The organism is Kosakonia beeri, assembly GCF_054165705.1.
Map to the genome: position 1 here is coordinate 3737524 of NZ_CM135106.1, position 23908 is coordinate 3761431.

General features: G+C 54.6%; 22 protein-coding genes and 1 other RNA gene. 7 read left to right on the forward strand and 16 right to left on the reverse strand.

Annotated elements, in window-relative coordinates; all coding sequences use genetic code 11:
- Positions 1-87 precede the first annotated feature (87 nt).
- Complete coding sequence (yczE, locus tag ACUY4S_RS17705) at positions 88-699, reverse strand: membrane protein YczE (protein ID WP_312689048.1); 612 nt, start codon at positions 697-699, stop codon at positions 88-90.
- A gap of 84 nt (positions 700-783) precedes the next feature.
- Here yczE and yczR point away from each other — a divergent pair, with 84 nt between their 5' ends.
- A complete protein-coding gene (yczR, locus tag ACUY4S_RS17710; RefSeq protein ID WP_458022037.1) occupies positions 784-2205 on the forward strand; it encodes a MocR-like transcription factor YczR in 1422 nt (473 codons plus the stop codon).
- A 3-nt stretch (positions 2206-2208) separates the two neighbouring features.
- Here the strand turns inward: yczR and ACUY4S_RS17715 are convergent, their stop codons facing one another.
- Positions 2209-2802 carry an SH3 domain-containing protein gene (locus ACUY4S_RS17715; RefSeq protein ID WP_312689045.1) on the reverse strand — a complete coding sequence of 198 codons (594 nt, stop codon included), beginning with the start codon at positions 2800-2802 and terminating at the stop codon, positions 2209-2211.
- A gap of 172 nt (positions 2803-2974) precedes the next feature.
- On the opposite strand from ACUY4S_RS17715, the gene ACUY4S_RS17720 reads away from it, so the two are divergent.
- A complete protein-coding gene (locus ACUY4S_RS17720) occupies positions 2975-3385 on the forward strand; it encodes a GFA family protein (RefSeq protein WP_312689044.1) in 411 nt (136 codons plus the stop codon).
- A gap of 18 nt (positions 3386-3403) precedes the next feature.
- On the opposite strand, the gene ffs is transcribed toward ACUY4S_RS17720, so the two are convergent.
- Positions 3404-3500, reverse strand: an RNA gene (ffs, locus tag ACUY4S_RS17725) — signal recognition particle sRNA small type.
- A 166-nt stretch (positions 3501-3666) separates the two neighbouring features.
- Between ffs and ACUY4S_RS17730 the strand changes: the two genes are divergently transcribed.
- Positions 3667-3978 (forward strand): MGMT family protein, encoded by a 312-nt coding sequence (locus tag ACUY4S_RS17730; RefSeq protein ID WP_458022083.1) that lies wholly within the window; start codon positions 3667-3669, stop codon positions 3976-3978.
- A gap of 33 nt (positions 3979-4011) precedes the next feature.
- On the opposite strand, the gene ACUY4S_RS17735 is transcribed toward ACUY4S_RS17730, so the two are convergent.
- Positions 4012-4581 (reverse strand): YbaY family lipoprotein, encoded by a 570-nt coding sequence (locus ACUY4S_RS17735; protein WP_312689042.1) that lies wholly within the window; start codon positions 4579-4581, stop codon positions 4012-4014.
- Positions 4582-4798: 217 nt separating this feature from the next.
- On the opposite strand from ACUY4S_RS17735, the gene tesB reads away from it, so the two are divergent.
- Positions 4799-5659 (forward strand): acyl-CoA thioesterase II, encoded by an 861-nt coding sequence (gene tesB / locus ACUY4S_RS17740; protein WP_312689040.1) that lies wholly within the window; start codon positions 4799-4801, stop codon positions 5657-5659.
- Between the two features lie 105 nt (positions 5660-5764).
- Here the strand turns inward: tesB and amtB are convergent, their stop codons facing one another.
- The 5 genes from amtB to ACUY4S_RS17765 all read right to left on the reverse strand — a co-directional run bounded on the left by amtB (position 5765) and on the right by ACUY4S_RS17765 (position 11721).
- Positions 5765-7051: an ammonium transporter AmtB gene (gene amtB / locus ACUY4S_RS17745; protein WP_312689038.1), complete on the reverse strand. Its 1287-nt coding sequence runs from the start codon at positions 7049-7051 to the stop codon at positions 5765-5767.
- A gap of 30 nt (positions 7052-7081) precedes the next feature.
- Entirely contained in the window at positions 7082-7420 is a 339-nt protein-coding gene (glnK, locus tag ACUY4S_RS17750; protein WP_002891893.1) for a P-II family nitrogen regulator, read from the reverse strand.
- 255 nt (positions 7421-7675) lie between these two features.
- A complete protein-coding gene (locus tag ACUY4S_RS17755) occupies positions 7676-9454 on the reverse strand; it encodes a SmdB family multidrug efflux ABC transporter permease/ATP-binding protein (protein ID WP_312689036.1) in 1779 nt (592 codons plus the stop codon).
- Positions 9447-11210 (reverse strand): SmdA family multidrug ABC transporter permease/ATP-binding protein, encoded by a 1764-nt coding sequence (locus tag ACUY4S_RS17760; RefSeq protein ID WP_458022038.1) that lies wholly within the window; start codon positions 11208-11210, stop codon positions 9447-9449. Before ACUY4S_RS17760 ends, ACUY4S_RS17755 begins: the two co-directional genes overlap by 8 nt.
- Before the next feature lie 52 nt (positions 11211-11262).
- Entirely contained in the window at positions 11263-11721 is a 459-nt protein-coding gene (locus ACUY4S_RS17765; RefSeq protein WP_312689032.1) for an Lrp/AsnC family transcriptional regulator, read from the reverse strand.
- Positions 11722-11836: 115 nt separating this feature from the next.
- On the opposite strand from ACUY4S_RS17765, the gene ACUY4S_RS17770 reads away from it, so the two are divergent.
- Positions 11837-12892: a PLP-dependent cysteine synthase family protein gene (locus tag ACUY4S_RS17770; RefSeq protein WP_458022039.1), complete on the forward strand. Its 1056-nt coding sequence runs from the start codon at positions 11837-11839 to the stop codon at positions 12890-12892.
- A 56-nt stretch (positions 12893-12948) separates the two neighbouring features.
- Here ACUY4S_RS17770 and cof read toward each other — a convergent pair whose 3' ends face one another.
- Positions 12949-13767: an HMP-PP phosphatase gene (gene cof, locus ACUY4S_RS17775; RefSeq protein WP_458022040.1), complete on the reverse strand. Its 819-nt coding sequence runs from the start codon at positions 13765-13767 to the stop codon at positions 12949-12951.
- A gap of 97 nt (positions 13768-13864) precedes the next feature.
- Here cof and ACUY4S_RS17780 point away from each other — a divergent pair, with 97 nt between their 5' ends.
- Both ACUY4S_RS17780 and queC read left to right on the forward strand, forming a co-directional pair.
- Complete coding sequence (locus ACUY4S_RS17780) at positions 13865-15580, forward strand: SgrR family transcriptional regulator (protein WP_458022041.1); 1716 nt, start codon at positions 13865-13867, stop codon at positions 15578-15580.
- Positions 15581-15627: 47 nt separating this feature from the next.
- The gene (gene queC, locus ACUY4S_RS17785; RefSeq protein ID WP_312689025.1) at positions 15628-16323 is read left to right on the forward strand and encodes a 7-cyano-7-deazaguanine synthase QueC; all 696 of its coding nucleotides are present in this window, start codon (positions 15628-15630) and stop codon (positions 16321-16323) included.
- A 95-nt stretch (positions 16324-16418) separates the two neighbouring features.
- Here the strand turns inward: queC and ACUY4S_RS17790 are convergent, their stop codons facing one another.
- The 6 genes from ACUY4S_RS17790 to clpX all read right to left on the reverse strand — a co-directional run bounded on the left by ACUY4S_RS17790 (position 16419) and on the right by clpX (position 23835).
- Positions 16419-16826 (reverse strand): YbgC/FadM family acyl-CoA thioesterase, encoded by a 408-nt coding sequence (locus ACUY4S_RS17790; protein WP_458022042.1) that lies wholly within the window; start codon positions 16824-16826, stop codon positions 16419-16421.
- A gap of 94 nt (positions 16827-16920) precedes the next feature.
- Positions 16921-17301: a helix-hairpin-helix domain-containing protein gene (locus tag ACUY4S_RS17795; protein ID WP_312689021.1), complete on the reverse strand. Its 381-nt coding sequence runs from the start codon at positions 17299-17301 to the stop codon at positions 16921-16923.
- Positions 17302-17457: 156 nt separating this feature from the next.
- Positions 17458-19332 (reverse strand): peptidylprolyl isomerase, encoded by a 1875-nt coding sequence (gene ppiD / locus ACUY4S_RS17800; protein ID WP_312689019.1) that lies wholly within the window; start codon positions 19330-19332, stop codon positions 17458-17460.
- A gap of 207 nt (positions 19333-19539) precedes the next feature.
- The gene (hupB, locus tag ACUY4S_RS17805; protein ID WP_312689017.1) at positions 19540-19812 is read right to left on the reverse strand and encodes a nucleoid-associated protein HU-beta; all 273 of its coding nucleotides are present in this window, start codon (positions 19810-19812) and stop codon (positions 19540-19542) included.
- Positions 19813-20022: 210 nt separating this feature from the next.
- On the reverse strand, positions 20023-22377 hold the full coding sequence (gene lon / locus ACUY4S_RS17810; RefSeq protein ID WP_312689015.1) for an endopeptidase La: 2355 nt from the start codon (positions 22375-22377) through the stop codon (positions 20023-20025).
- Positions 22378-22560: 183 nt separating this feature from the next.
- Entirely contained in the window at positions 22561-23835 is a 1275-nt protein-coding gene (gene clpX / locus ACUY4S_RS17815; protein WP_458022043.1) for an ATP-dependent protease ATP-binding subunit ClpX, read from the reverse strand.
- Positions 23836-23908 lie beyond the last annotated feature (73 nt).

Below are 23908 nucleotides of genomic sequence, written 5' to 3' on the forward strand. Positions count from 1 at the left end.
TTTATCTTTTCAGTAAAGTAAACCGCCCGCTTCACTACGAAATTTAGGGTCTGGACGCTAAGGAATGCACCGTGTTAAACGCACCTTCTAACGAACTGCTTCAGCTTGCGGCTCCGGCGTTGACTGCGGCTTTTGCTGAAACCATGGCAGGCAGATCTGGATCAGCGGGCCAATGGTCAGGGCGTACAACACCGTTCCCACCCCAACGGTACCGCCGAGTAACCAGCCAACCGACAGCACCGAAATCTCAATCGTGGTGCGAATACTCCGCACCGACCAGCCCGTGCGGGCATGAATGCCGGTCATCAGACCGTCACGCGGCCCGGCACCAAACCCGGCGCCAATATACATGCCGGTGGCAATGGCATTCACCACAATGGCTGCGGCCAGCAGCACGCTACGCGCTACCAGCGTATCGGGCTGCGGGAGCAACGACAACGCCGCATCGGCAGCGAGGCCAAGCACAATCACGTTACTGATCGTACCCAATCCGGGACGCTGACGAATCGGGATCCACAACAGCAGCACCAGCACGCCAGTGACGATCATTACCGTCCCGATATCCAGAGACAGCAGCTTCGCGACGCCCAAATGGAACACATTCCACGGATCGGCACCCAGATCCGCACGCACAAACATGGCAGTGGAAACACCGTAAAGGACTAAACCCATATAGAGTTGCAGTAATCGACGTAACATTCTCGTTCTCCGGCTGTTCAGGCTTTCATCTTTACCGGAAATGGCATTATGATTAATGTCCAGTTTTTAGAAAGTGGACTGCATATGTCATCCCGCCGATTTGGTAGCCAGTCACTACAGCGTCTGTTGGGGCACTGGCAACAACCCACTTCACGCACGCCGCTTTGGCGTCAGCTTGCAGATGCCCTGCGTTTGTTGATCCTTGATGGCCGACTGGCCGTGGACAGCCGTTTGCCAGGGGAACGGGAACTGGCTACCACACTTGCCGTGAGCCGTACGACCATCGCCAGCGCGCTGGCGCACCTGCGCGATGAGGGGTTTCTGGAAAGCCGACACGGCAGCGGCTCGCGTGTGATCCTGCCGCAGAGCGGCAGCGTCCCAACGCTCAGTACCGCGGGTAACGCACTGGACCTTTCTACTGCCGCACTCAGCGCCGGGCCGCATATTCACCAGGCGTATACCCATGCCCTCAATGCGATGGCCCCATGGCTTTCGCAAACCGGCTATGGTCAGCTCGGTGTGTTGCCGCTGCGTGAGGCCATTGCCGCACGGTATTGCGAGCGCGGTTTGCCGACGCACGCAGATGAGGTGATGATCGTCAATGGCGCGGTCAGCGGCCTGGCGCTGGTACTGCGCCTGCTCACCGGGCCTGGCGATCGCGTGGTGGTCGAAAACCCGACCTATCCGTTGGCGATCGCCGCGATCCAGGGCGCGTCGTGTAGGCCGGTGGGGGTATCGCTCCCGCAAAATGGCTGGGACAGTGACGGCTTTGCCGCTACGCTGGCGCAAACCGCACCGCGGCTGGCCTATCTGATGCCGGATTTCCACAACCCGACCGGACGCTGCATGGATAGCGCGACGCGGGAAACCATCGCCGCTATTGCCGCCCGGACGCGTACCACGCTGGTGGTGGATGAAACCATGGTTGATCTTTGGTACGACGCCCCGCCACCCCCGCCGCTGGCCGCATTTGACGCGCAAGGCTCGGTGATCACACTGGGGTCGACAGGCAAAAGTTTTTGGGGAGGGTTGCGTTTGGGCTGGATCCGCGCCTCATCGCGCACTATCGCCGCACTCGTGCAGACTCGCGACACACTCGATCTGGGATCGCCGCTGCTGGAACAGCTGGCGACGCAGTGGCTGATGGAAAACGCGCAGACGTTTTTGCCGGATCACCGACGGGTACTGAAAACGCGTCGCGATCGCTGCGCCTTATTACTACGCGAGCACTTTCCGCAGTGGCAGTTTCAGATGCCTGAAGGCGGACTTTCCTTCTGGGTAGAATTGCCTGACAGGCTGGCCACACCGTTTGCTGCGCGGGCAGAAAGCACAGGCATTCACCTTGGGCCCGGCACGCGTTTTGGCCTGTCGGGCGCATTTGAACGCTATTTGCGAATGCCTTTTGCACTGGAGCCAACAACGCTTGAGCACGCATTGCTGCGGCTCAAGCCGCTGTGGATGGCGCTTAACCAGCATCACCCGCAGGTCAAACGGAGCGTGGTGTGACGATCATGGCGCAGGCGGTGTTAGGGGTTTAATCGCACTGTTTTCTACCCAGCCGATGGTGCTTTTACCGCTTTCGCTCACATACTCAATCTGCGTCCAGCCTGACTGGCTTTTCAGCACACCGACCACATCGCCCTGGACAATCCACGCTTTACGCCGCGTGGCGACATCCGGTGAGCTGCTTAAATAGACGCGCTCACCGGAGACTTCCATCATCGACGACCAGTGAGTCTGCCGCGTACTCTGCAGCTCCAGCCCCTCATCTATCAGCGGCACCATCACATTCATGCAGCCATCGTGAGTTTGCCCCTGCGGGATACGTAATATTACGCCTTTGTCCGTTGCGGTAAGGTGCCCCGGCAGCACGTCTGACGACCAACTGCGTATCTCCGCTTCCTGCGACGTGCCTGATTTCCCTGCCAGTGCAAATGCACAGGTACGCGTGACGCCCTGGCCCATGGTTTCAGAATAGTAACCGGTGATATCTCCGGCGGGAGAAACAGCAAGCTGCAGCTCTTCATAGACCCCCGAATGCAAGGTGGCGGCATACGATGCGGTGGACATTGATAATGTTAATACCATCAGAAATTTACGCATTTCCCTTCCTGTTTATCCTGTGCTTTTTTGGTGAACAACGGCGGGCGAAAACGCCACGGCTAACCCTACCCGTTTTTTTTGCGCAGACAAAGCGCAACGCTGTTACAGCCTGGCGCAGCAGCATAAAAAGGCTAAGGTTGAAGCATCTGATGTTCACTAACCAGGAGAAACCATGTCAGAAAGGCTAAAGGCACAATGCCATTGCGGCGCAGTGGTATTTACCGTGCAACTGAGTGATGGGTTTAACACCGTGCGCCGCTGCAATTGTTCATTTTGCCGCATGCGTGGCGCGGTAGCGGTTTCTGCTCCGCTATCCGGAATACACATCATAAAGGGGCAGGAAAAATTAACCGAATATCGCTTTAATACGCAGCAGGCCGTGCACTATTTTTGCTCTGTCTGCGGTATTTACACCTTTCACCAGAGGCGGTCGAACCCGGATCAGTATGGTGTGAATGTCGCGTGTATTGAAGGCGTATCACCGTTTGATTTTTCTGAAGTGCCGGTCTCTGACGGGGTCAGCCACCCTTCAGACGGCGGTTGTCAGGGTACGGTGGGATATTTGCGCTATTCAGCTACGTGAAGCACAAATGGGTGGGGGCCCTGCCAGCTACATCCCGGCACACACGTCTTCTGCCCTGGCTGCTTCCTTCCGGACCTGACCTGGTGAACAGAGTAGCGTTGCGGGAGAACCAACAGAGCCCCCATTGAGAGCGTTGTTAACCAACGCGCTGGCGCATTATCCCTATCCGGGGTGGCAAATGCAAGCCGCGCCCGGACGGATGCTGGTTTCTTGCACAATCCGCACTTCACAGCCTGCGTAACGCTGTTTATGCTGCACCTTCTTCCCTTCAGGAACCGATGATGGATAACGAAGATTCCTTTCCTCAACGCGTCTGGCAAATTGTTGCTGCCATACCGGAAGGCTACGTCACGACTTATGGCGACGTGGCGCGTCTGGCGGGTTCGCCGCGAGCAGCGAGACAAGTTGGCGGCGTACTTAAACGCTTACCCGAAGGCAGCACGCTGCCGTGGCACCGTGTGGTGAACCGCCATGGTTGCATTTCACTAACGGGACCGGATCTGCAGCGTCAACGCCAGGCATTACTGACCGAGGGTGTCATCGTGTCGGGAAGTGGGCAAATCGATATGCAGCGCTATCGCTGGCAGTTTTGACGGCTCCTCTCCACAGGAGAGGAGCACGGGGGATTAATACTGAGTCGGTGCCGGCGTGGCTTCAGACGGGTTTACCTGCGTTGGTGACGTCGAGGGTACCGTGGTCGCCGCACCGCCGCTCTGCTGCAGAGGCACTGCGGTTTGCTGTACGGGCACCAGCGTCAGGTCAACTTTGGTACCGCCCTGGTTGATCACCGGTTTCACGGTATCGGTAATAAACACGATTTTATCGTCAACCGTGATGGCCGCACTCAGCAAAATACGGGCATTCGGCTGGACGTCCGCCGGGTTAAACGGCAGCACGAAGCTGAAAGGTGCCTGTTTGCCTTCTGTGCGCACCGCTTTCTGTGCAATCACTTTGGACGGGGCATCGGCCTGCGACGCATCGGAAACGGTGACAGTAAGTACGGCGTCCGGCGGCAGCGCCACTTTCTGGCGGATCCAAACCGAACCAGAAACATTAGGCTGAGTAATGGCCGGTTTATTGGTCGCCGCTGGCGCGTTCGGATTCGGTGCAGGTGTAGGAATATCCCCGCCGCGTTGGGCGCAGGCAGACAGTGCAACAGCCACTGCTAAACCACTTAACATGTGCACGAGTTTCATTGAGTTCTCCTTATCTTCAATGCACCGGCAGGATCACCCCTGCCAGCATGTGTGTGGTTAAACCATCGTAACGAGAACAAGTGTGGCACATATCCGCGATTTCTTCCTGTAAACCCCCTTCTATTCAGATTATTGCACCCATCGGACCACTTTCATTTCCAGGTTATAATCAACCTGTCATTCGCTTTGTCGGCTGTTATTTATGTTGAGGAAATCTATGAGTCAAGCGCTTACTAATCTGCTGGCATTATTAAATCTGGAAAAGATTGAAGAAGGTCTGTTCCGTGGGCAGAGCGAAGATTTAGGCCTGCGCCAGGTGTTTGGCGGCCAGGTTGTGGGGCAAGCACTGTATGCAGCAAAAGAGACGGTCCCGGTCGATCGTCTGGTTCACTCTTTTCACAGTTACTTTCTGCGTCCGGGCGACAGTCAGAAACCAATTGTTTACGATGTGGAAGTCCTGCGGGATGGCAACAGCTTTAGCGCCCGTCGCGTTGCTGCTGTGCAAAACGGTAAGCCTATTTTCTATATGACGGCCTCTTTCCAGGCACCCGAGCCGGGGTATGAACATCAAAAAACCATGCCACCTGCCCCGTCACCCGATTCACTGAAGTCGGAAACCGAAATCGCCCGCGATCTCTCACATTTGCTGCCGCCTGTGGTCAAAGAGAAGTTCATCAGCGACAAACCGCTGGAGATCCGCCCGGTAGAGTTTCATAACCCGTTAAAAGGCCATGTGGCTGAACCGACGCGCCAGGTGTGGATCCGCGCCAATGGCCTGGTACCGGAAGATTTTCGCGTGCACCAGTACCTGCTGGGCTACGCGTCTGACTTCAACTTTCTGCCGGTTGCTTTACAGCCGCACGGCGTGGGTTTTCTGGAGCGCGGTATGCAAGTGGCGACTATCGACCACTCGATGTGGTTCCATCGTCCGTTCAATATCAACGAATGGCTGCTCTACAGCGTGGAAAGCACCTCGGCATCCAGCGCGCGCGGCTTTGTGCGCGGTGAGTTCTACACCCAGGACGGTGTGCTGGTCGCCTCGACTGTGCAGGAAGGGGTAATGCGTAACCGTAACTGACACCACTGTGGGCAATCATGTCACCCTTGCTGGCAGGGGTGTGGCAGAGAAAGAAAAGCCTCCCGAAGGGAGGCTTTTTTATGCTCAGGAGATAACGCAATGCATTCAGGCGTTGTAGGCGTTTTCGCCGTGGCTGTTCACATCCAGCCCTTCACGTTCTTGCTCTTCCGGTACGCGCAGGCCCACGGTCATATCAGCCAGTTTGTAACCGATAAAGGCCACCACACCCGACCACACGATAGTGATCGCGATACTTTCCAGTTGCACCAACAACTGGTGGCCCATGGTTACGCCAGCGGCGAAGCCTACACCACCAAGAGAGGTTGAGGCGAAGATCCCGGTCAGAATACAGCCCACGATGCCACAGACGCCGTGCACACCGAAGACGTCGCACGGGTCATCAACACGCAGGATACGCTTCAGAGCAGTGACACCCCACAAGCCCGCCAGACCAGCGATCAGACCAATAATCAGCGCGCCGCCAACACCGACATAACCGCAAGCCGGAGTAATGCCAACCAGACCGGCAATCGCACCAGAACAGGCACCGAGCAGCGAAGGTTTACCACGCATAGCCCACTCGCCAAACACCCAGGAGAGGATCGCCGCCGCGGTCGCCACGACGGTATTCACAAAGGCCAGCGCTGCGATTTCGTTAGCAGAGCTTGCGGAACCGGCGTTAAAACCGAACCAGCCGACATAGAGGATTGCCGTGCCGGTGAAGACCATCGGCAGGTTGTGCGGTTTGAAGGCTTCTTTGCCAAAACCGACACGTTTACCAATCAGGTAGGCACCGACCAGCCCGGCGATCGCGGCGTTAATGTGGACAACCGTACCGCCCGCGAAATCGAGTGCGCCATGGGTTGCCAGCAAACCACCGCCCCAGACCATATGCGCAATCGGTACATAAGAGAGCGTCAGCCATACCACCACGAAAATAAGCACCGCAGAGAAACGAATACGTTCCGCCAGCGCGCCCACGATCAGGCCGACCGTAATGCAGGCAAAAGAGCCCTGGAAGGCAACATGAATGTACTGATAGATGCTACCCATCACGGCGGTCAGTTCGATATTTTTCAACATCGCCCAGTTAAAGCTGCCGAAGAAGCTGTTGCCTTCGCCGAAAGCCAGCGAATAGCCATACACCACCCACAGAATGCACACCAGCGCGAACGTTACCGCAACCTGCGTCAGCATAGAGAGGACGTTTTTACCGCGGATCAGGCCGCCGTAAAACAGCGCAATGCCAGGGATTGTCATAAACAGCACCAGTGCGGTGCAGATCATCATAAAGCCGTTATCCGCTTTGTCTGCAACGGCCGGGGCCGCCAGAGCCAGACCTGGCAGCAAGGCCAGTGAAGCGAGCGTTGTTTTTAGTGTTGTGTTCTTCATTTTTCCATCCCTATCACTGTGTGCCAGGTATTACAGGGCCGCTTCGTCGGCTTCGCCGGTACGAATACGAATGACGCGTTGCAGCTCGGCAACGAAAATTTTGCCGTCGCCAATTTTTCCGGTGTAGGCCGCTTTACTGATGACATCGATAACCTCATCGAGCTGATCATCAGCAATTGCCACATCAATTTTCACTTTCGGCAGGAAATTGACGCTATATTCCGCACCGCGGTACAACTCGGCATGACCTTTCTGACGGCCAAAACCTTTCACTTCCGTCACGGTCAGCCCCTGAATACCAATTGAAGACAGTGCTTCACGAACGTCTTCGAGTTTGAATGGTTTAATCACCACGGTAACCAGCTTCATACATCCCCCTCCAGTCGAATTCGATAATGGCCGCAGCTAATACGCAATAGACTTTGCAAGCGGTGTGCCAAAAATGAAAACAGAGAGGATTTCAGCTTGTTAGCGCGTGTAGCCAGAGAAAAGGCGATAAGGGGGAATGAGAGGTTGCCGCTCGGAATGTTCCTGGTCAGAAAAAATGCACCATGACAGTGCATGGTGCGTTATTTTTTTGCACCAACAGCGATGACTGTCACAGGTGCGCTTACTTTTGGTGCATCAGGCGGTAAGAGACTCTTCCCTGGCGCTGGCCGCCAGCTCTTCGCCCGCCAGTTGTAATTGATACATTTGCCAGTAGCGCCCTTTCGCTTCAAGCAGTTGCTGATGCGTACCCCGTTCTACCGCCTGCCCGCGGTGCAGCACCAAAATGGTTTCGGCCTCGACAATAGTCGACAACCGGTGCGCAATGACCACCAGGGTAGTCTTTTCACGCACTGCCGCCAGTGCATGCTGGATCGCCTGCTCGGTACCCGAGTCGATATTCGCCGTGGCTTCATCGAGGATCAGGATCTGTGGCGTTTCCACCAGCACCCGCGCCAGCGCCAGTAACTGCTTCTGCCCCACAGACAGGTTATTGCCCTGCTCACCCAGCCGGGTATGAATACCTTCGCTCATTCCGCGCGCCAGTTCCGCCAGTTGCACCACTTCCAGCGCATGCCAAACCTGCGCTTCGCTGATATCACGGCCCAGCGTCACATTGGCAAAAAAGCTGTCTGCCAGTACCACCGGATCCTGCTGCACCATCGCAACGCCTTTACGCAACGTGCTGTGGCTCAGCGCGGCCAGCGGGCGCCCGTCGAGGCGGATCTCCCCTTGCGTTAAGGGATAGTAGCCCATCAGCAGGCTGGCCAGCGTGCTCTTACCGCTACCGGTGTGCCCGACCAGCGCAACAAAGCTACGCGGCTCTACATGCAACGAAATGTCCTGCAATACCAGTTGATCTTCACGGTAGGCAAACGAGACATTGTCGATGTCAATAGCGCCGCTGCGCAAGGGCGTCTCGTCTTCGCCGTAAGACTGGCGCGGACGATCCATCAGCTCGAACACGCGTTCACCGGCAACCACTGCCTGCTGCAACATCGACTGCTGGGTAGTCAGTTCGATCAAGGGCTCATTCAGACGGCCAAGGTAACTGATAAAGGCATAGAGCACTCCGACTTCCACCGTACCAACGGTAGAAAAACCAAACAGCATGAGCAAGCCACACAGCACCAGCGCAGAGAAAAGGCTCAGCAGCGGGCGCAGTAAAAAACCATCCAGCCGCAGGGTTTGCATCCGCGCCATATAGTGCGAACGGCTGGCCTCGCCGAGTTGCTCGCCAAAGCGGGCCTGTTGGCGGAACTGCTGGATCACGCTCATGCCGTTAATGATTTCGTTAAAGCCATCATTGATATCGGCAAGGTAAGCGCGCATTCTCCGCACAATCGGCGTGCTGTAACGCTGGTAAATCAGCATAACAATCAGCACCGCCGGGAAGATCGCCATCGCCACCAGCGCCATGCGCCAGTCGAGGCTGAACATCGCCACCAGCATCGCGCCAATCAGCGCCGCGCTGCGCAACACCGTTGCCACCACCGTCACGTAGAGATCGCGGATCACTTCCGTATCGTTCGTCACGCGGGAGATAATTTGCCCGACCGGCTGAACATCGAACTCGCTTAAGGGCTGACGCAGCGCGGCATCCATCACGTCAGTCCGCAATTGTTGCACCACACCCACTGCAGCCTGGTTGAACAACAGCGACTGGGAATAGTGCAGCAGCGCCGCCAGAAATTGCAGACCGACGTAAACAGCCGCCAGCCCGGCAACCAGCGCAAGCGGCAGGTTATTTTTTGCCACCATATTGTCGATAAAGTAGCTTATCAGCGCCGGCCCGGAGACCTCCGCGGCTGCCGCGACCCACAACATCACCACGGCTTTCGCCAGCGGTTTACGCCACGGCGAACCGTACTTAAGCAGACGTTTGAGGGTGGGCCACTGCTTACCAAAATTACGCATCGACGGCCTCCTCCGGTACATCATTTAACGCAGCTTCCAGCTGCTGGTAGCGATACATATCGCGATACCAGCCGGGCTGGCGCGCCAGTTGCTCATGCTGGCCGCGCTGGGCAATATGCCCATGCTGCATGACAAGGATTTCGCTGGCTTCTGTCAGCGCCGACAAACGGTGTGCGCTGATGATCACCGTGCGTCCTTCCCCCCACTGGCGAAGGTTATGCAGAATTTGGTGTTCGGTGCGTCCGTCAACCGCAGAGAGCGCATCATCAAGGATTAAAATCTCGGCATTCAGCAACAGGGCGCGGGCAATGGAAATACGCTGTTTCTGCCCGCCGGAGAGCATCACACCGCGTTCGCCGACTTCGGTCGCATAGCCTTGCGGCAGGCGCAGAATATCTTCATGCACGCTGGCCAGCCGCGCCACATGTTCGATCTCTTCCTGCGTGGCACCGGGTTTGCCCAGCGCGATGTTGGCGGCGACAGAGTCAGAAAACAGAAACGGCGTCTGGTTTACTACCGCCAGGCGGCTGCGCCATGCATCCAGTTTCAGCTGCGGCAGCGGCGTCTCGTGAAAACGGATCTCGCCCGCAGTGACATCAAAATGACGTTGGATCAAAGACAGCAGCGTACTTTTCCCTGCGCCAGTTGGCCCACAAATCCCCAGCATCTGACCTGGTGCGAGCACCGTACTGACGTTGTTCAGCGTCGCATTTTCACTTTGCGGGTAGCGGAACTCGCGGATGGCAATCGTCAGGTTGCCGCGCCCTTCCGGCACGGGTTCGCTGCCGTCCGTCACTACCGGCAGCTCCGCCAGCATGTCACGGATCCGGCTGTAAGCTGCGCTACCGCGTTCAACGATGTTGAACATCCAGGCTAGCGCCAGCATCGGCCAGATCATCAGGCCGAGGTACATGGCAAAACTGGTCAGTTGCCCGAGGGTCAAACTCCCGTGCACCACCATCCAGCTCCCACCGCCAATCGCCAGCATATTGGCCATGCCAATGGCAATATAAATAGTCGGATCGAAGCGCGCATCGACCCGTGCCACACGCATGTTTTTTGCCCCGGTATCCGCCGCCTCGCTGGCAAACAGCGCTGACTGACGATCCTCCAGACCAAAAGCTTTGATCATACGAATGCTGGTCATGCTCTCCTGCGTGCGATCGTTTAGGGCGGAAAACGCCGCCTGCGCGAGCTTAAAGCGCTGGTGCAGCTGATCGCCGTAGCGTTTGATTACCACCGCCATAATCGGCATTGGCAGCAACGACAGCAGCGTCAATTGCCAGCTGATTTGCGTCGACATCACCACCAGCACTACACAGCCCATCACCAGCGAATCCACCAGCGTCAGCACCCCTTCGCCCGCCGCGAACACCACCCGGTCAACGTCATTGGTGGCGCGTGCCATTAAATCACCAGTACGGTGGCGTAGATAGAACTCAGGGTGCTGACGGCTGAGCTGGCGGTAGAAATCCTCTCGCAGCTCAACGGCCAGTTGATAGGAGGCACCGAACAGCCAGACGCGCCAGACATAGCGCAACAGGTAGGTGATCACCGCAACAGCGACCAGTAAGCCTACCCACATCCACACCTGTTGTGTGGTGTAATGATTTTTAGTGACGCCATCGACAACAATCCCCACGACTTTCGGTGGGATAAGTTGCAAGATAGCAATGATGATAAGTAAGGCTACTGCGCCGAGATAGCGTCGCCATTCCCGGCGAAAATACCAGCCTAACTGAGCAAATAATCGCACGCGGTTACATCCTGAACGTGATTTTCCGGCTGTCGGTTTACAGCCTGGAGGGTTATTCAATGGGCAAAGCCGTGGTGTATTTTATCTGTTCCATGGCGAAGCTAGAAGTGACATCTGACAGCCCCGGGACGCTATTCACCAGCTTCTTGTAGAAGTCGTCATAGCGTTTCATATCCGCGACCTGTACCCGCAACAGGTAATCATACTCCCCTGCCATACGCCAGAAGCCCAGCACCTCCGGCATTTGCGTTACTTCACTGACAAAGCGGCAATACCAGTCGCTGCTGTGATGCTGGGTTTTGATCAGCACAAACGCCGTCAGATTTAAACCCAGTTTTTCCGCATCCAGCACCGCCACCCGACCGAGCACAATCCCGTCGTCTTCCAGACGCTTAAGACGCTTCCAGCAGGGTGTGGTGGTCAGATTAACGGCATCTGCCAGCGCCTGCAAAGAGAGTGAGCAATCTTGTTGCAACAGGGAAAGCAGCTTACGGTCAATTTTATCTAACATCCCTCACTCCTGGAGAAAATATTTCTCTTTTTAGTCTATATCAAAGGCTAAATGGCAACCCTTTTTTCTTTCGCTTTCGCTAGACTGGGCACAAAATGACAAACGGAAAAGCACCATGAACAGCAGTTGGGTTAAATACGCCATTAATGAGATTAACGCCGATGCGCAACGCTCAGCGGATACACATCTGATCCGCCTGACGCTGCCAGCATTACCGGGAATTAACCTTTATCTGAAAGATGAAAGTACCCATCCGACCGGCAGCCTGAAGCACCGCCTGGCGCGTTCGCTGTTCCTGTATGGCTTGTGTAATGGCTGGATCAAAGAAGGCACAACGATTATAGAAGCTTCTTCCGGATCTACCGCCGTTTCAGAAGCATGGTTTGCCCGTCTGCTGGGTTTGCCCTTTATTGCGGTTATGCCGTACTGCACGGCGAAGCGCAAAGTTGAACAAATTGAGTTTTACGGTGGTCGCTGCCACTTTGTTGACAGCGCGTGTGAAATCTACGCCGAATCTGAGCGCCTGGCGAAAGAGCTGAATGGCCATTATATGGATCAATTTACCTTCGCAGAACGCGCTACCGACTGGCGCGGCAATAACAACATTGCCGACAGCATCTTCCGGCAGATGAAAAACGAACCGCACCCGGTGCCGGATCACATTGTGATGAGCGCCGGTACCGGCGGCACCTCCGCCACAATTGGCCGCTATATTCGCAGCCAGGGCTATAGTACGCAGTTGATGGTCGTTGATCCGGAAAACTCCGTGTTTCTCGACTACTGGCAGCAACGTGACGCCAGCCTGCGTAGCCCGGTGGGTAGCAAAATCGAAGGGATCGGCCGCCCGCGTGTCGAACCTTCTTTTATTGCCGATGTGGTAGATGAAATGCTTCGCGTACCGGATGCAGTCAGCGTTGCGACCGCACAATGGCTGGAGACGCAGTTGGGACGAAAAGTGGGGGCATCTACCGGTACCAATATGTGGGGTGCGCTGCAGCTTGCCGCACGCATGCGTGATGAAGGGCGCAGCGGCTCGATTGTGACCTTACTGTGCGACAGCGGCGAGCGTTACCTTGATACTTACTATAACCCGCAGTGGGTTGCGGCCAACTTCGGCGATATTACGCCGTGGCAGGCGGAAATTGCTGCGCTGGCCCGCCCGCAAGGGTAAGGCGCCAAAAGAAAAAAGCCGGGCTGAAACAGCCCGGCTTGCTGGAAATATCGTCGTCATTCGGGGGAATAAGGAAGATTAGGTGTGTCCAGCCAGTGAGTTAAAAAGTGCGACACCGCCTGATCGCGGCAGTGCCCGATAACCGGTAAAGAGGGTAATGCCTCCAAAAGTTGCGGCATCGCGTTGCCCATAATCATGCCGTAGCCCACGCTTTCCAGCATCTCTCTGTCATTCATTGCATCACCAAACGCCATGCAATCCTGCAACGTAAGGCCCAGCGATGCACTGAGTACGGCCAATGCCGATCCTTTATTGCAGCCCACCGGCAGCACTTCCAGGCAGTCAGTCGCTGAGAAACACAAGTGTGCGCGGTTTCCCAGGGCTTCATTAAGCTGAATACGCAACCGGCAGAGATCCTCATGCTCGCCAACAAAACCGATCTTGGTGACATCATGCGCCGAGAGGCGTTTAAGATCCGCCAGATGATAGGTAAAACCGCTTTGCAGATGCGCTTCCAGCAGATCGGGCAGCGCTTTGTCCGTCAGCCAGCCGGCATCATTAAACACATGTATCGTCGCCTGCGTCTCCCATTTGCTGTGCAGCACAAGATCGGCGACTGCCGGTTCGAGATCCTGGCGATAAAGCACCTCACCTTCACGGGAGTGGATACGGGTACCGTTACCGGTGATAAGGAAGACATCCAGTTCAAAATGCCGGGTAAGCTGACGCATCTCCAGTGCATGCCGCCCGGTGGCAAAGGCGAGCGTAATATCGCGTTCGCGCAGACGCCGTAACGTCGACAGCGTTTTCTCGCCTAAGCGATGGTCGGGCATAAGCAATGTGCCATCCATGTCAAATGCAGCCAGACGCGCCATGTTTCTTCTCCGGTTGTGAGAGGTTCAGTTGCTATTCAGTATTGCCTGATATATACGGAAGTAATACTGAATAGATAAAAATTATTGTTCCGGGTTTATGCGACGCCTTAACCGACTCAATCAGTACCAGCGGCTGTGGCAAACTTCCGCTGGCGAAGACCAATCTGTGAGTGTGACGGCACTCGCCTCGCGCTGTTTTTGTAGCGAGCGGCATATGCGCACGCTGTTGCGCCAGATGCAGGCCTCTGGCTGGTTAAGCTGGGAGGCGCAATCCGGGCGGGGAAAACGTGGCAACTTGCATTTCCATGTTGCGCCGGACTCCCTGCGCAGCCGTATGCTGGAGGAGGCGCTGAATACCGGGCAACAACAGAATGCGCTGGCGCTGGCACAGCTTGATGCGGATGACCTGCGCGCATTGCTGAACCCATTCCTTGGCGGGTTATGGCAAAACGAAACCCCCACGTTGCGTATTCCCTATTACCGCCCGCTGGAGCCGCTGGTACCGGGTTTCCTGCCGGGGCGAGCGGAACAACATCTGGCCGGGCAGATCTTCAGTGGCTTAACGCGTTTTATTACACGCAGCTTTTTGCCTCAGGGTGACCTGGCGCACCACTGGGATGTCAGTCAGGATGGGCTGCAATGGCGTTTTCATTTGCATGCCACACTCCGCTGGCATAACGGCGATGCCGTCACCGCCGGGCAGTTGCAAACGCGCCTGCTAATGCTGCTCGATCTGCCGGCACTGCGTAAACTTTTCGCCAGTGTGGCACGTATTGAAGTCAGCCATCCCTGGTGCCTGACCTTTATGCTGTACCGCCCGGATTACTGGCTGGCTCACCGGCTCGCCAGCTACGGTAGCCGTCTGGCACATCCGCAGCAGCCACTGGTGGGAACCGGGGCTTTTCGCCTGGTGACATTCAGCCGGGAGCTGGTGCGGCTGGAAAGTCACGAGCACTATCATTTGGGCCACCCCTTATTGAAAGCCGTGGAGTACTGGATCACCCCGCAACTGTTTGAGCAGAATTTGGGGACCAGTTGCCGCCACCCGGTGCAAATCGCCATTGGTCAGGCGGATGAACTGCAGCATTTGCAGCCAGTCGGCAACAGCATTAGCCTTGGCTTCTGTTATTTTGCCCAGCGCCCCGGCGCACGGCTCAGCCCGGTACAATCACGCCGCCTGGTCCAGATCATTCACGATACATCGCTACTCCAGACGCTGCCGCTGGATGAAAACTTGATCAATCCGACCCGAGAACTCCTGCCTGGATGGGCAATGCCGGACTGGCCGCAGCAGAATGTTCCGTTGCCCGAGAAGCTGACACTGCTCTATCACTTACCGGTTGAACTGCACACTATGGCGGAGCAACTGAAGCGTTATCTGGCAATGCTTGGTTGCGAATTAACGGTCATCTTCCATGATGGCAAAAACTGGGAAGGCTGTACGCAACTGGCCACTGCCGACTTGATGATGGGCGACAGGCTGATTGGCGAAGCGCCGGAGTATACGCTGGAACAGTGGCTGCGCTGCGATCCCCTCTGGCCAAATTTATTGGCAGCACCGCAATATGCTCATTTACAAGCCACGCTGGATGAGGTTCAGCGTCAGCCCGATCAGTGCCAGCGGAATGCAGCGTTACAGGACGTGTTTGATAATTTGATGCATGCCGCGACCCTCACGCCGCTGTTTAATTACCAGTATCGTATTAGCGCGCCGCCTGGCGTAGAAGGGATCGAACTGAACACACGCGGCTGGTTTGATTTTACCGAAGCCTGGTTGCCAGCCCCTCGCGCTGAAGAAGCTGGTCGCTGTTGACGGCTCGCGCTAACATAGCGCTTTATTTGCGATTGTCAGGAAGAATTATGAAACGTGCCGTTGTGGTATTTAGTGGCGGACAAGACTCCACAACCTGCCTTGTTCAGGCGTTACAGCAGTATGATGAAGTTCACTGCGTCACTTTTGATTACGGGCAACGCCATCGCGCCGAAATCGATGTTGCGCGCGAACTGGCGCTGACGCTGGGCGCACGGGCCCATAAAGTACTGGATGTGACCCTGCTAAATGAACTGGCAGTGAGCAGCCTGACCCGGGACAGCATTCCGGTACCGGACTACGAGCCTGACGCAACCGGTATTCCAAACACCTTTGTACCAGGCCGCAATATCCTGTTTCTGACGCTGGCTTCGGTGTATGCCTACCAGGTGCAGGCTGAAGCGGTGATCACGGGTGTATGTGAAACCGATTTTTCAGGCTATCCGGACTGCCGCGATGAGTTTGTGAAAGCACTTAATCACGCGGTCACGCTTGGTCTGGCGAAAGATATCCGTTTTGAAACACCACTGATGTGGATCGATAAAGCTGAAACCTGGGCGCTGGCCGATTACTGGGGCAAGCTCGATCTGGTGCGCCGTGAAACGCTGACGTGCTATAACGGCATTAAAGGTGACGGATGCGGCCACTGTGCGGCCTGTAACCTGCGTGCTAACGGGTTACAGCACTATCTGGCGGATAAAACCGGCGTAATGGCGGCAATGAAGCATAAGACCGGGCTCAAATAAGCCAACAGACAGTACCGGTAAACAGAGCGCCGCCTCAGCAGGTTGCTGGTGGCGCTCAGGTTTAGGAGCCTGCGGTATGTAACCCGGATTTATTATTAATCCCCTTCGCGGATCATCTTCTCCAGTTTCTCCCGCAGTTCACCTTCCAGCGCCAGCGCTTTTTGCGTTCGCAAATCAATACACACAAACGTAACCAGTGCGTCGGCCACCACCTCTCCTTCAGGGTTCAATGTCACTCTCTGGCTGAGCACGCCACTTTTACTGTTGATTTGCTGTACGTGACTGGTCACCGTCAGTACATCACCCAGTACGGCCGGTCGCCGATAGTTAATATTAATGTTAACCACCACGAAGGCGATGTGATTAGCGGTCATCCACTTAAAACTGTCATTATTTTCAAGCCCATCCCAGCGGGCTTCTTCAAGAAACTCAAGATAGCGGGCATTGTTCACATGCTGGTATACATCGAGATGGAAACCACGAACTTTGATTTGAGTCTGCATAGCGCTTTAACCTTTACCGTTATTGTTATAGAGACAGAGGTCATACTGGTATGACCTCTTTATTCTGGCAAAGATTAGCGACTACGCAAGCGCCTTACAATTTCAGAGACGACAGATTGCGTTCCACCAGCGCGCTCCCCATTCCCGGCACCTGCTTTAAATCCTCCAGAGTTTTAAACGGGCCGTACTCCTCCCGGTAACTGACAATGGCCTGGGCTTTCTTCAGACCGACACCGTTCATCACCTTTGCCAGTTCGGCAGCAGTTGCGTTATTGATGCTGATCCGGGTGCCACCCTCTTCGTCTGCCGTTTTTACCCCCTCTGTTGCTTTGCTCTGGGCCGACGACGTTGCTTCACTTTTGCTCTGCATCAACGGCGGTTTTGCGCCAGCCGTGGGGGCTGCATGCGCGCTGTAACTTAACGCTGAACAGGCAACGGTGAGAGTGATTAAGAGTGCTTTAATTCCATGTTTCATTCTGTTTCTCCTTTATGTTCAACAGCAAAGCCACAATATCCAGGCGTGCGCTTGCCGCCAAACAGCAAAAACAAGAAATGGAAAAGGCCGCGAAAGCGGCCTTTGGGGTTTGCAACACGTTGCAGTCTTTTTGCGTAACGCTTTGCGCCTTACGGCTTATTGCTGCTGCTCAGCAATGGCGCCAAGTTTAATTTTGGCTTCTTTGCGCAGGTTACTCATCAGTGCTTCGAAAGCGATCTGGGCATTGTTCTGCGTGATGCCCTGAACCATGGCTTTTTTCTGCGCATCCGGCATTGTGCCAGCTTTGATTTCGTCCAGCGCGATAATCACAACGTTACCTTGCTGATCGCTGGCGGTGCCAAAGGAGGGTTTGCCCTCTGTCGGCAACGGCAGGTTAAAGGCTGCCTGACTGACCGGATCCTGGCTCACCCGGCCCAGCGTTTTGGCTTCGCCGAAGCTCAGGCCTGCGGTTTTCAGCGCCTCATCGCCTTTGCCCGCTTTGAGATCGTTGACCAGCTTCCCGGCATCCAGCTTCGCCTGCTGTTCAGCCTTGGTATGCTTCACAATGTCGCTGACCTGGGCTTTCACTTGATCCAGCGATTTTACTGCTTCCGCTTTATGCTCGGTAATACGCAGTACAAATGCACGATCGCCATCAACAGTGATGATATCGGAGTTGCTGCCGGGCGCGCCGTTCTGCCCCACCAAACCCCCATTAAAAATCGCCTCGCTGACCGGTTTAAAATTCAGCTCTTCCGGCAGGTTGTCGCGGCCGAACCAGCCTGTCTGCACCGCTTTCGTCCCGGCAGCCTGTTCTGCACCAACCAGCGATTCATTATCGTTGCTTGCGGCTTCACTTACTTTCTGCTGCAACGCATACCATGCATCCAGCGCTTTTTCTTGCTTCACTTTCGCTGCAAGTTCATCACGTACGTCGCTCAGCGGTTTAACCCTTGCCGGCTGGATGTCGTCAAGACGTGCAACCAAGAAGCCCACCGAGGATTTGATTACGCCTGATAATTGCCCTTTTTCTTTCAGGCCGGCGTTTTTCAATTCGTCTGGCGTGGTGGCCTCTTCGAGCCAGCCCATATCGCCGCCGTTACGGGCAGAAATAATGTCGGAGGATTTTGCCTTAGCAACAGCTGCAAAGTCAGCGCCTTTGTTCAGCTCTTCCAGTACCGCTTTGGCTTCGTCTTCCGTTTTGGTCTGGATAACGCTGTAACGATTACGCTGCGGCTGAGTGAACTGATCCTGATGCTGATCGTAGTAAGACTGAATCTCTTCATCGCTGGCATTTTCCTGCATGGCTGCGGCGTCCAGCTTGATGTAACTCACGCGGAACTGCTCCGGCTCGATAAAGCGATTCTTGTTCTGATCGTAGTAAGATTGGACTTCCGCATCGCTTACGGTCTGTTTTGCCGCCAGTGCGTTAACATCAATCACCGCCTGGCGAACAACACGCTGCTGCGCCACCAGCGCCGCCAGTTCGTCTGTCTCGCCTTTCAGCATAAAGTCGGTACCGGCAACTGCGTTAATCAGCTGTTGAGAGGTTAACTGGTTACGCAGCGCCTGCGCGTATTGATCGGCGCTCATGCCCATCTGGTTTACAAGCGCGTTGAAGCGGGTGTTATCGAATTTGCCATTAGACTGGAAAGCCTGAGTGGAGAAAATCGCTTTTTTCACCTGCTCATCGCTAATACCGAGGCCTAACTTTTTCGCGTACTGGTCAAGCAGCGCTTCATCAATCATGCGATTGAGTACCTGCTGACGCACGGATTTCATATAGTTTTCGTTAGCAGCCAGTTCTGAAAACTGATCGCCCAACTGCTGCGCCATGCGGTTACGTTCGCTGGAGACGGCGTTTTCAAATTGCGCACGACCAATTTCTTGGCCATTAACTTCTGCGGCATAATTATTGTTACCGCCAATCAGGTAGTTACCCACGCCAGTCAAAATGAATGACACGATAATCAAACCCAGAATGATCTTGAGCACGACGTGATTTGCCGCCGCGCGTAAATTGTCCATCATGGTGTAACAACACTCCGCTGTAGGTGACTATAGATCTCAGGCAGCTTTGGTTGCCTGCTGCGCGTGAAGCCGTATTCTGACAAGAAAACGGGGCAATTGTTAGTCCGCAACGCGGATAAACTCGCAGAAAATACGTTTGCACAAAAAAAAAGGCACATCTCGCGATGCGCCCTTGATATATAACACCTTCCCCACAGGGGTAAGGGATCAGTTTACTGCGTCTTTCAGCGCTTTACCTGCACTGAATCCTGGAACTTTCGCTTCCGGGATAGTGATTTCTTTGCCGGTCTGCGGGTTACGACCGGTACGGGCAGCACGGTTTTTAACTTTGAAAGTACCAAAACCTACCAGTGCAACATCGTCCCCGGCTTTCAAAGATTCGGTAACGGAAGCAATTAAAGCATCTAACGCACGTCCAGCCGCAGCTTTAGAGATATCAGCACCTGCGGCAATCTTGTCTATCAGTTGAGATTTATTCACTCTTCTCTTCCTCTCTTTATAATTTATATCGCACCTGCATCCTTCACAGCGCGACCGCGCAGCAGTTATATCAGGCCTGTCATGCCCTTACAACAGCAGTTGATAATGACACACCCAACCAGCCATCTAAATTAGCTATACAAAAAAAGGCTGGCAAGTACGAAATCACTTACCAGCCTTGTTTTTATCAACGCTCTTTGCGCGAAATCACTATTTTGCCGTTACAACCTGCATGCCGAAGGGTTCATTCTGCAGCGCAAGGCTGAGAACCTCTTCGATTCGCTTCACCGGATGGATATCCAGATCGGCAACGACATTGTCCGGGATCTCTTCCAAATCGCGCTTGTTTTCGTAAGGGATCAGAACAGTTTTAATCCCGCCACGATGTGCCGCCAGCAGTTTTTCTTTCAAGCCACCGATTGGCAGAACCTGACCGCGAAGGGTAATTTCGCCGGTCATCGCCACATCAGCGCGCACCGGGTTCCCGGTGAGGCAAGAAACCAGCGCGGTACACATCGCAATACCGGCGCTCGGACCATCTTTCGGCGTTGCACCTTCCGGTACGTGAACGTGAATGTCACGTTTTTCGTAGAAGTCGCCATTAATGCCCAGTTTCTCGGCGCGTGCGCGTACCACGGTAAGCGCCGCCTGGATAGACTCCTGCATCACTTCACCCAACGAACCGGTATACGTCAGTTTTCCTTTGCCCGGAACACACGCGGTTTCAATGGTCAGCAGATCGCCGCCTACTTCCGTCCACGCCAGACCGGTGACCTGACCTACGCGGTTTTCGTCGTCGGCACGACCGTAATCGAAGCGCTGAACACCCAGATAATCGTGCAGATTGTCACCATTAATCTCAATGTGCTTCAGTTCCGGATCCAGCAGCAGCTGTTTGACCGCCTTACGGCACAATTTAGAGATTTCACGCTCCAGACCACGCACACCTGCTTCGCGGGTGTAGTAACGGATGATGCCGACGATTGCGCTGTCATCAACCGTCAATTCGCTTTCTTTCAGCGCGTTACGTTCAATCTGTTTTGTTAACAGATGGCGTTTTGCAATGTTCAGTTTTTCGTCTTCGGTGTAACCAGAAAGACGGATCACTTCCATACGATCCAGCAGAGGAGCCGGAATGTTCATGGAGTTGGAGGTAGCAACGAACATGACATCGCTGAGGTCGTAGTCCACTTCCAGGTAATGATCGCTGAAAGCCACGTTCTGTTCCGGATCCAGGACTTCCAGCAGTGCTGAAGCCGGATCGCCGCGCATATCAGACGACATCTTGTCGATCTCATCGAGCAGGAACAGCGGGTTTTTTACGCCCACTTTCGCCATTTTCTGGATCAATTTACCCGGCATAGAACCGATATAGGTGCGACGGTGACCGCGAATTTCAGCTTCATCACGCACCCCGCCCAGCGCCATACGGATGTATTTACGCCCTGTGGCTTTGGCAATAGACTGGCCCAGCGAGGTTTTACCCACCCCCGGCGGCCCCACCAGGCAAAGGATCGGGCCTTTCAGCTTGTTCATGCGACTTTGAACCGCAAGATACTCAAGGATGCGGTCTTTCACACGCTCCAGGCCGTAATGGTCGGTATCCAGGATCTCTTGCGCCTGGCGCAGGTCTTTTTTCACCTTGCTACGGGCATTCCATGGTACCTGGACCATCCATTCGATATAACCGCGCACTACCGTTGCTTCAGCAGACATCGGCGACATCATTTTCAGTTTTTGCAGTTCAGACTCGGCTTTTTCTTTTGCCTCTTTCGGCATTTTCGCCGCGTCGATCTTACGCTTCAGCGCTTCGTTTTCATCCGGCGCGTCGTCCATCTCGCCCAGCTCTTTCTGAATGGCTTTCATCTGCTCATTCAGGTAGTACTCGCGCTGGGATTTCTCCATCTGCTTTTTCACGCGGTTGCGAATACGTTTCTCAACCTGCAACAGATCGATTTCGGATTCCATCATCGCCATCAGATATTCCAGACGTTCGTTAACGTCGGACATTTCCAGCACGGACTGCTTGTCCGCCAGTTTCAATGGCATATGTGCAGCGATGGTATCCGCAAGACGCGCAGGATCATCAATGCTATTCAGCGACGTCAGCACTTCCGGTGGAATTTTTTTATTCAGCTTGATATAGCCTTCGAACTGGCTAATCGCTGTACGTACCAGCACTTCCTGCTCACGCTCGTCAATGGCCGGCGATTCAAGGTATTCTGCTTTCGCAGAGAAGTGCTCGCCATTGTCAGCAAGTGTGGTGATGCGCGCGCGCTGAAGCCCCTCGACCAGCACTTTAACAGTGCCGTCAGGCAGCTTCAGCATCTGCAGAATAGACGCCACGGTCCCGACGGTGAATAGGTCGTTTACACCCGGCTCATCCGTTGACGCTTCCTTCTGTGCAACCAGCATGATTTTTTTATCATGGTCCATGGCCGCTTCGAGACAACGGATAGACTTTTCCCGTCCCACAAATAAGGGAATGACCATGTGCGGATAAACCACCACATCGCGCAACGGCAATACGGGGATTTCAATGCGTTCAGAACGCTCAGGATTCATAGAGCTCTCTCTTAGTTTAAAGTCCGCCAGGTAATAAGGTGACGTGACTGTGCAACACGCACCATTAACATGTAAAGCAGTATATGGGGATGTTTCCCACACATTCAACGGCGGGAATGAGGAAAAATAAAAGGGGAGATAAAATCCCCCCTTCTAGATTAACTGATTGTATGAATTGATGAATTATTCGCCAGACGCCTGCTGCGCTTCCGGCTTGCCGTAAATCAGTAACGGCTCGGTTTGCCCGGCAATGACCGACTCATCAATCACCACTTTCTCGACATCTTCCATTGATGGCAGGTCGTACATGGTGTCCAGCAACGCCGCTTCCACGATGGAACGTAAACCACGCGCACCGGTTTTACGCACCATCGCTTTTTTGGCGATAGCATCCAGCGCTTCGTCGCGGAATTCCAGATCAACACCTTCCAGATTAAACAGCGCCTGATACTGTTTGGTCAGCGCATTTTTCGGCTCTTTCAGGATTTGAATCAGCGCTTCTTCGCTCAACTCGTTCAGCGTTGCTACGACCGGCAGACGACCGATGAACTCCGGGATCAGACCAAACTTGATCAAATCTTCCGGCTCGACCTGCGATAACAGTTCACCTTCGTTAGCTTTCTCAGACTTCGCCTTCACCGTTGCGCCAAAACCAATACCGGAGCCGGTTTCAACACGGTGAGAAATGACTTTATCGAGTCCCGCAAACGCGCCACCACAGATAAACAGAATCTTGGAGGTGTCGACCTGCAAGAACTCCTGCTGCGGATGCTTACGCCCGCCCTGCGGAGGAACAGCAGCAACGGTACCTTCAATCAGTTTCAACAGCGCCTGCTGCACACCTTCACCGGAAACGTCGCGAGTGATCGACGGGTTATCCGATTTTCGCGAAATTTTGTCGATCTCATCGATGTAGACAATCCCGCGTTGCGCTTTCTGTACGTCGTAATCGCACTTCTGCAACAGTTTTTGGATGATGTTCTCAACATCTTCACCCACATAACCTGCTTCTGTCAGCGTTGTGGCATCCGCCATGGTAAACGGAACATCCAGCAAACGCGCCAGCGTTTCCGCCAGCAGGGTTTTACCTGAACCCGTCGGTCCAATCAGCAGAATGTTACTTTTGCCCAGCTCGACGCCATTGCTGGTGTCGCCGTTACGCAGGCGTTTGTAGTGGTTATAGACTGCAACAGCCAGCACTTTTTTCGCCTGTTCCTGGCCAATGACATAGTCATCGAGATGGTGGCGAATTTCATGCGGAGTTGGCAGCGCGCTGCGCTCACGGTGCGGCGCAACTTCTTTAATCTCTTCGCGAATAATGTCGTTACACAGATCAACACATTCGTCGCAGATATACACGGACGGCCCGGCAATCAGCTTACGCACTTCATGCTGGCTTTTGCCGCAGAAAGAGCAGTACAACAGTTTGCCCGAACCATCTTTGCGTTTATCTGTCATGAGTCAAAACCTCTTATCTGTTCTTTGTGCCGCACACGACGACGCAAATGCCAATCCAGGCGCAAAACGTTAC

Bases quoted from the DNA above. Each gene is read 5' to 3' on its own strand.
- yczE (WP_312689048.1), bottom strand. From the start codon at position 699: ATGTTACGTCGATTACTGCAACTCTATATGGGTTTAGTCCTTTACGGT.
- yczR (WP_458022037.1), top strand. From the start codon at position 784: ATGTCATCCCGCCGATTTGGTAGCCAGTCACTACAGCGTCTGTTGGGG.
- ACUY4S_RS17715 (WP_312689045.1), bottom strand. From the start codon at position 2,802: ATGCGTAAATTTCTGATGGTATTAACATTATCAATGTCCACCGCATCG.
- ACUY4S_RS17720 (WP_312689044.1), top strand. From the start codon at position 2,975: ATGTCAGAAAGGCTAAAGGCACAATGCCATTGCGGCGCAGTGGTATTT.
- ACUY4S_RS17730 (WP_458022083.1), top strand. From the start codon at position 3,667: ATGGATAACGAAGATTCCTTTCCTCAACGCGTCTGGCAAATTGTTGCT.
- ACUY4S_RS17735 (WP_312689042.1), bottom strand. From the start codon at position 4,581: ATGAAACTCGTGCACATGTTAAGTGGTTTAGCAGTGGCTGTTGCACTG.
- tesB (WP_312689040.1), top strand. From the start codon at position 4,799: ATGAGTCAAGCGCTTACTAATCTGCTGGCATTATTAAATCTGGAAAAG.
- amtB (WP_312689038.1), bottom strand. From the start codon at position 7,051: ATGAAGAACACAACACTAAAAACAACGCTCGCTTCACTGGCCTTGCTG.
- glnK (WP_002891893.1), bottom strand. From the start codon at position 7,420: ATGAAGCTGGTTACCGTGGTGATTAAACCATTCAAACTCGAAGACGTT.
- ACUY4S_RS17755 (WP_312689036.1), bottom strand. From the start codon at position 9,454: ATGCGTAATTTTGGTAAGCAGTGGCCCACCCTCAAACGTCTGCTTAAG.
- ACUY4S_RS17765 (WP_312689032.1), bottom strand. From the start codon at position 11,721: ATGTTAGATAAAATTGACCGTAAGCTGCTTTCCCTGTTGCAACAAGAT.
- ACUY4S_RS17770 (WP_458022039.1), top strand. From the start codon at position 11,837: ATGAACAGCAGTTGGGTTAAATACGCCATTAATGAGATTAACGCCGAT.
- cof (WP_458022040.1), bottom strand. From the start codon at position 13,767: ATGGCGCGTCTGGCTGCATTTGACATGGATGGCACATTGCTTATGCCC.
- ACUY4S_RS17780 (WP_458022041.1), top strand. From the start codon at position 13,865: ATGCGACGCCTTAACCGACTCAATCAGTACCAGCGGCTGTGGCAAACT.
- queC (WP_312689025.1), top strand. From the start codon at position 15,628: ATGAAACGTGCCGTTGTGGTATTTAGTGGCGGACAAGACTCCACAACC.
- ACUY4S_RS17790 (WP_458022042.1), bottom strand. From the start codon at position 16,826: ATGCAGACTCAAATCAAAGTTCGTGGTTTCCATCTCGATGTATACCAG.
- ACUY4S_RS17795 (WP_312689021.1), bottom strand. From the start codon at position 17,301: ATGAAACATGGAATTAAAGCACTCTTAATCACTCTCACCGTTGCCTGT.
- ppiD (WP_312689019.1), bottom strand. From the start codon at position 19,332: ATGATGGACAATTTACGCGCGGCGGCAAATCACGTCGTGCTCAAGATC.
- lon (WP_312689015.1), bottom strand. From the start codon at position 22,377: ATGAATCCTGAGCGTTCTGAACGCATTGAAATCCCCGTATTGCCGTTG.
- clpX (WP_458022043.1), bottom strand. From the start codon at position 23,835: ATGACAGATAAACGCAAAGATGGTTCGGGCAAACTGTTGTACTGCTCT.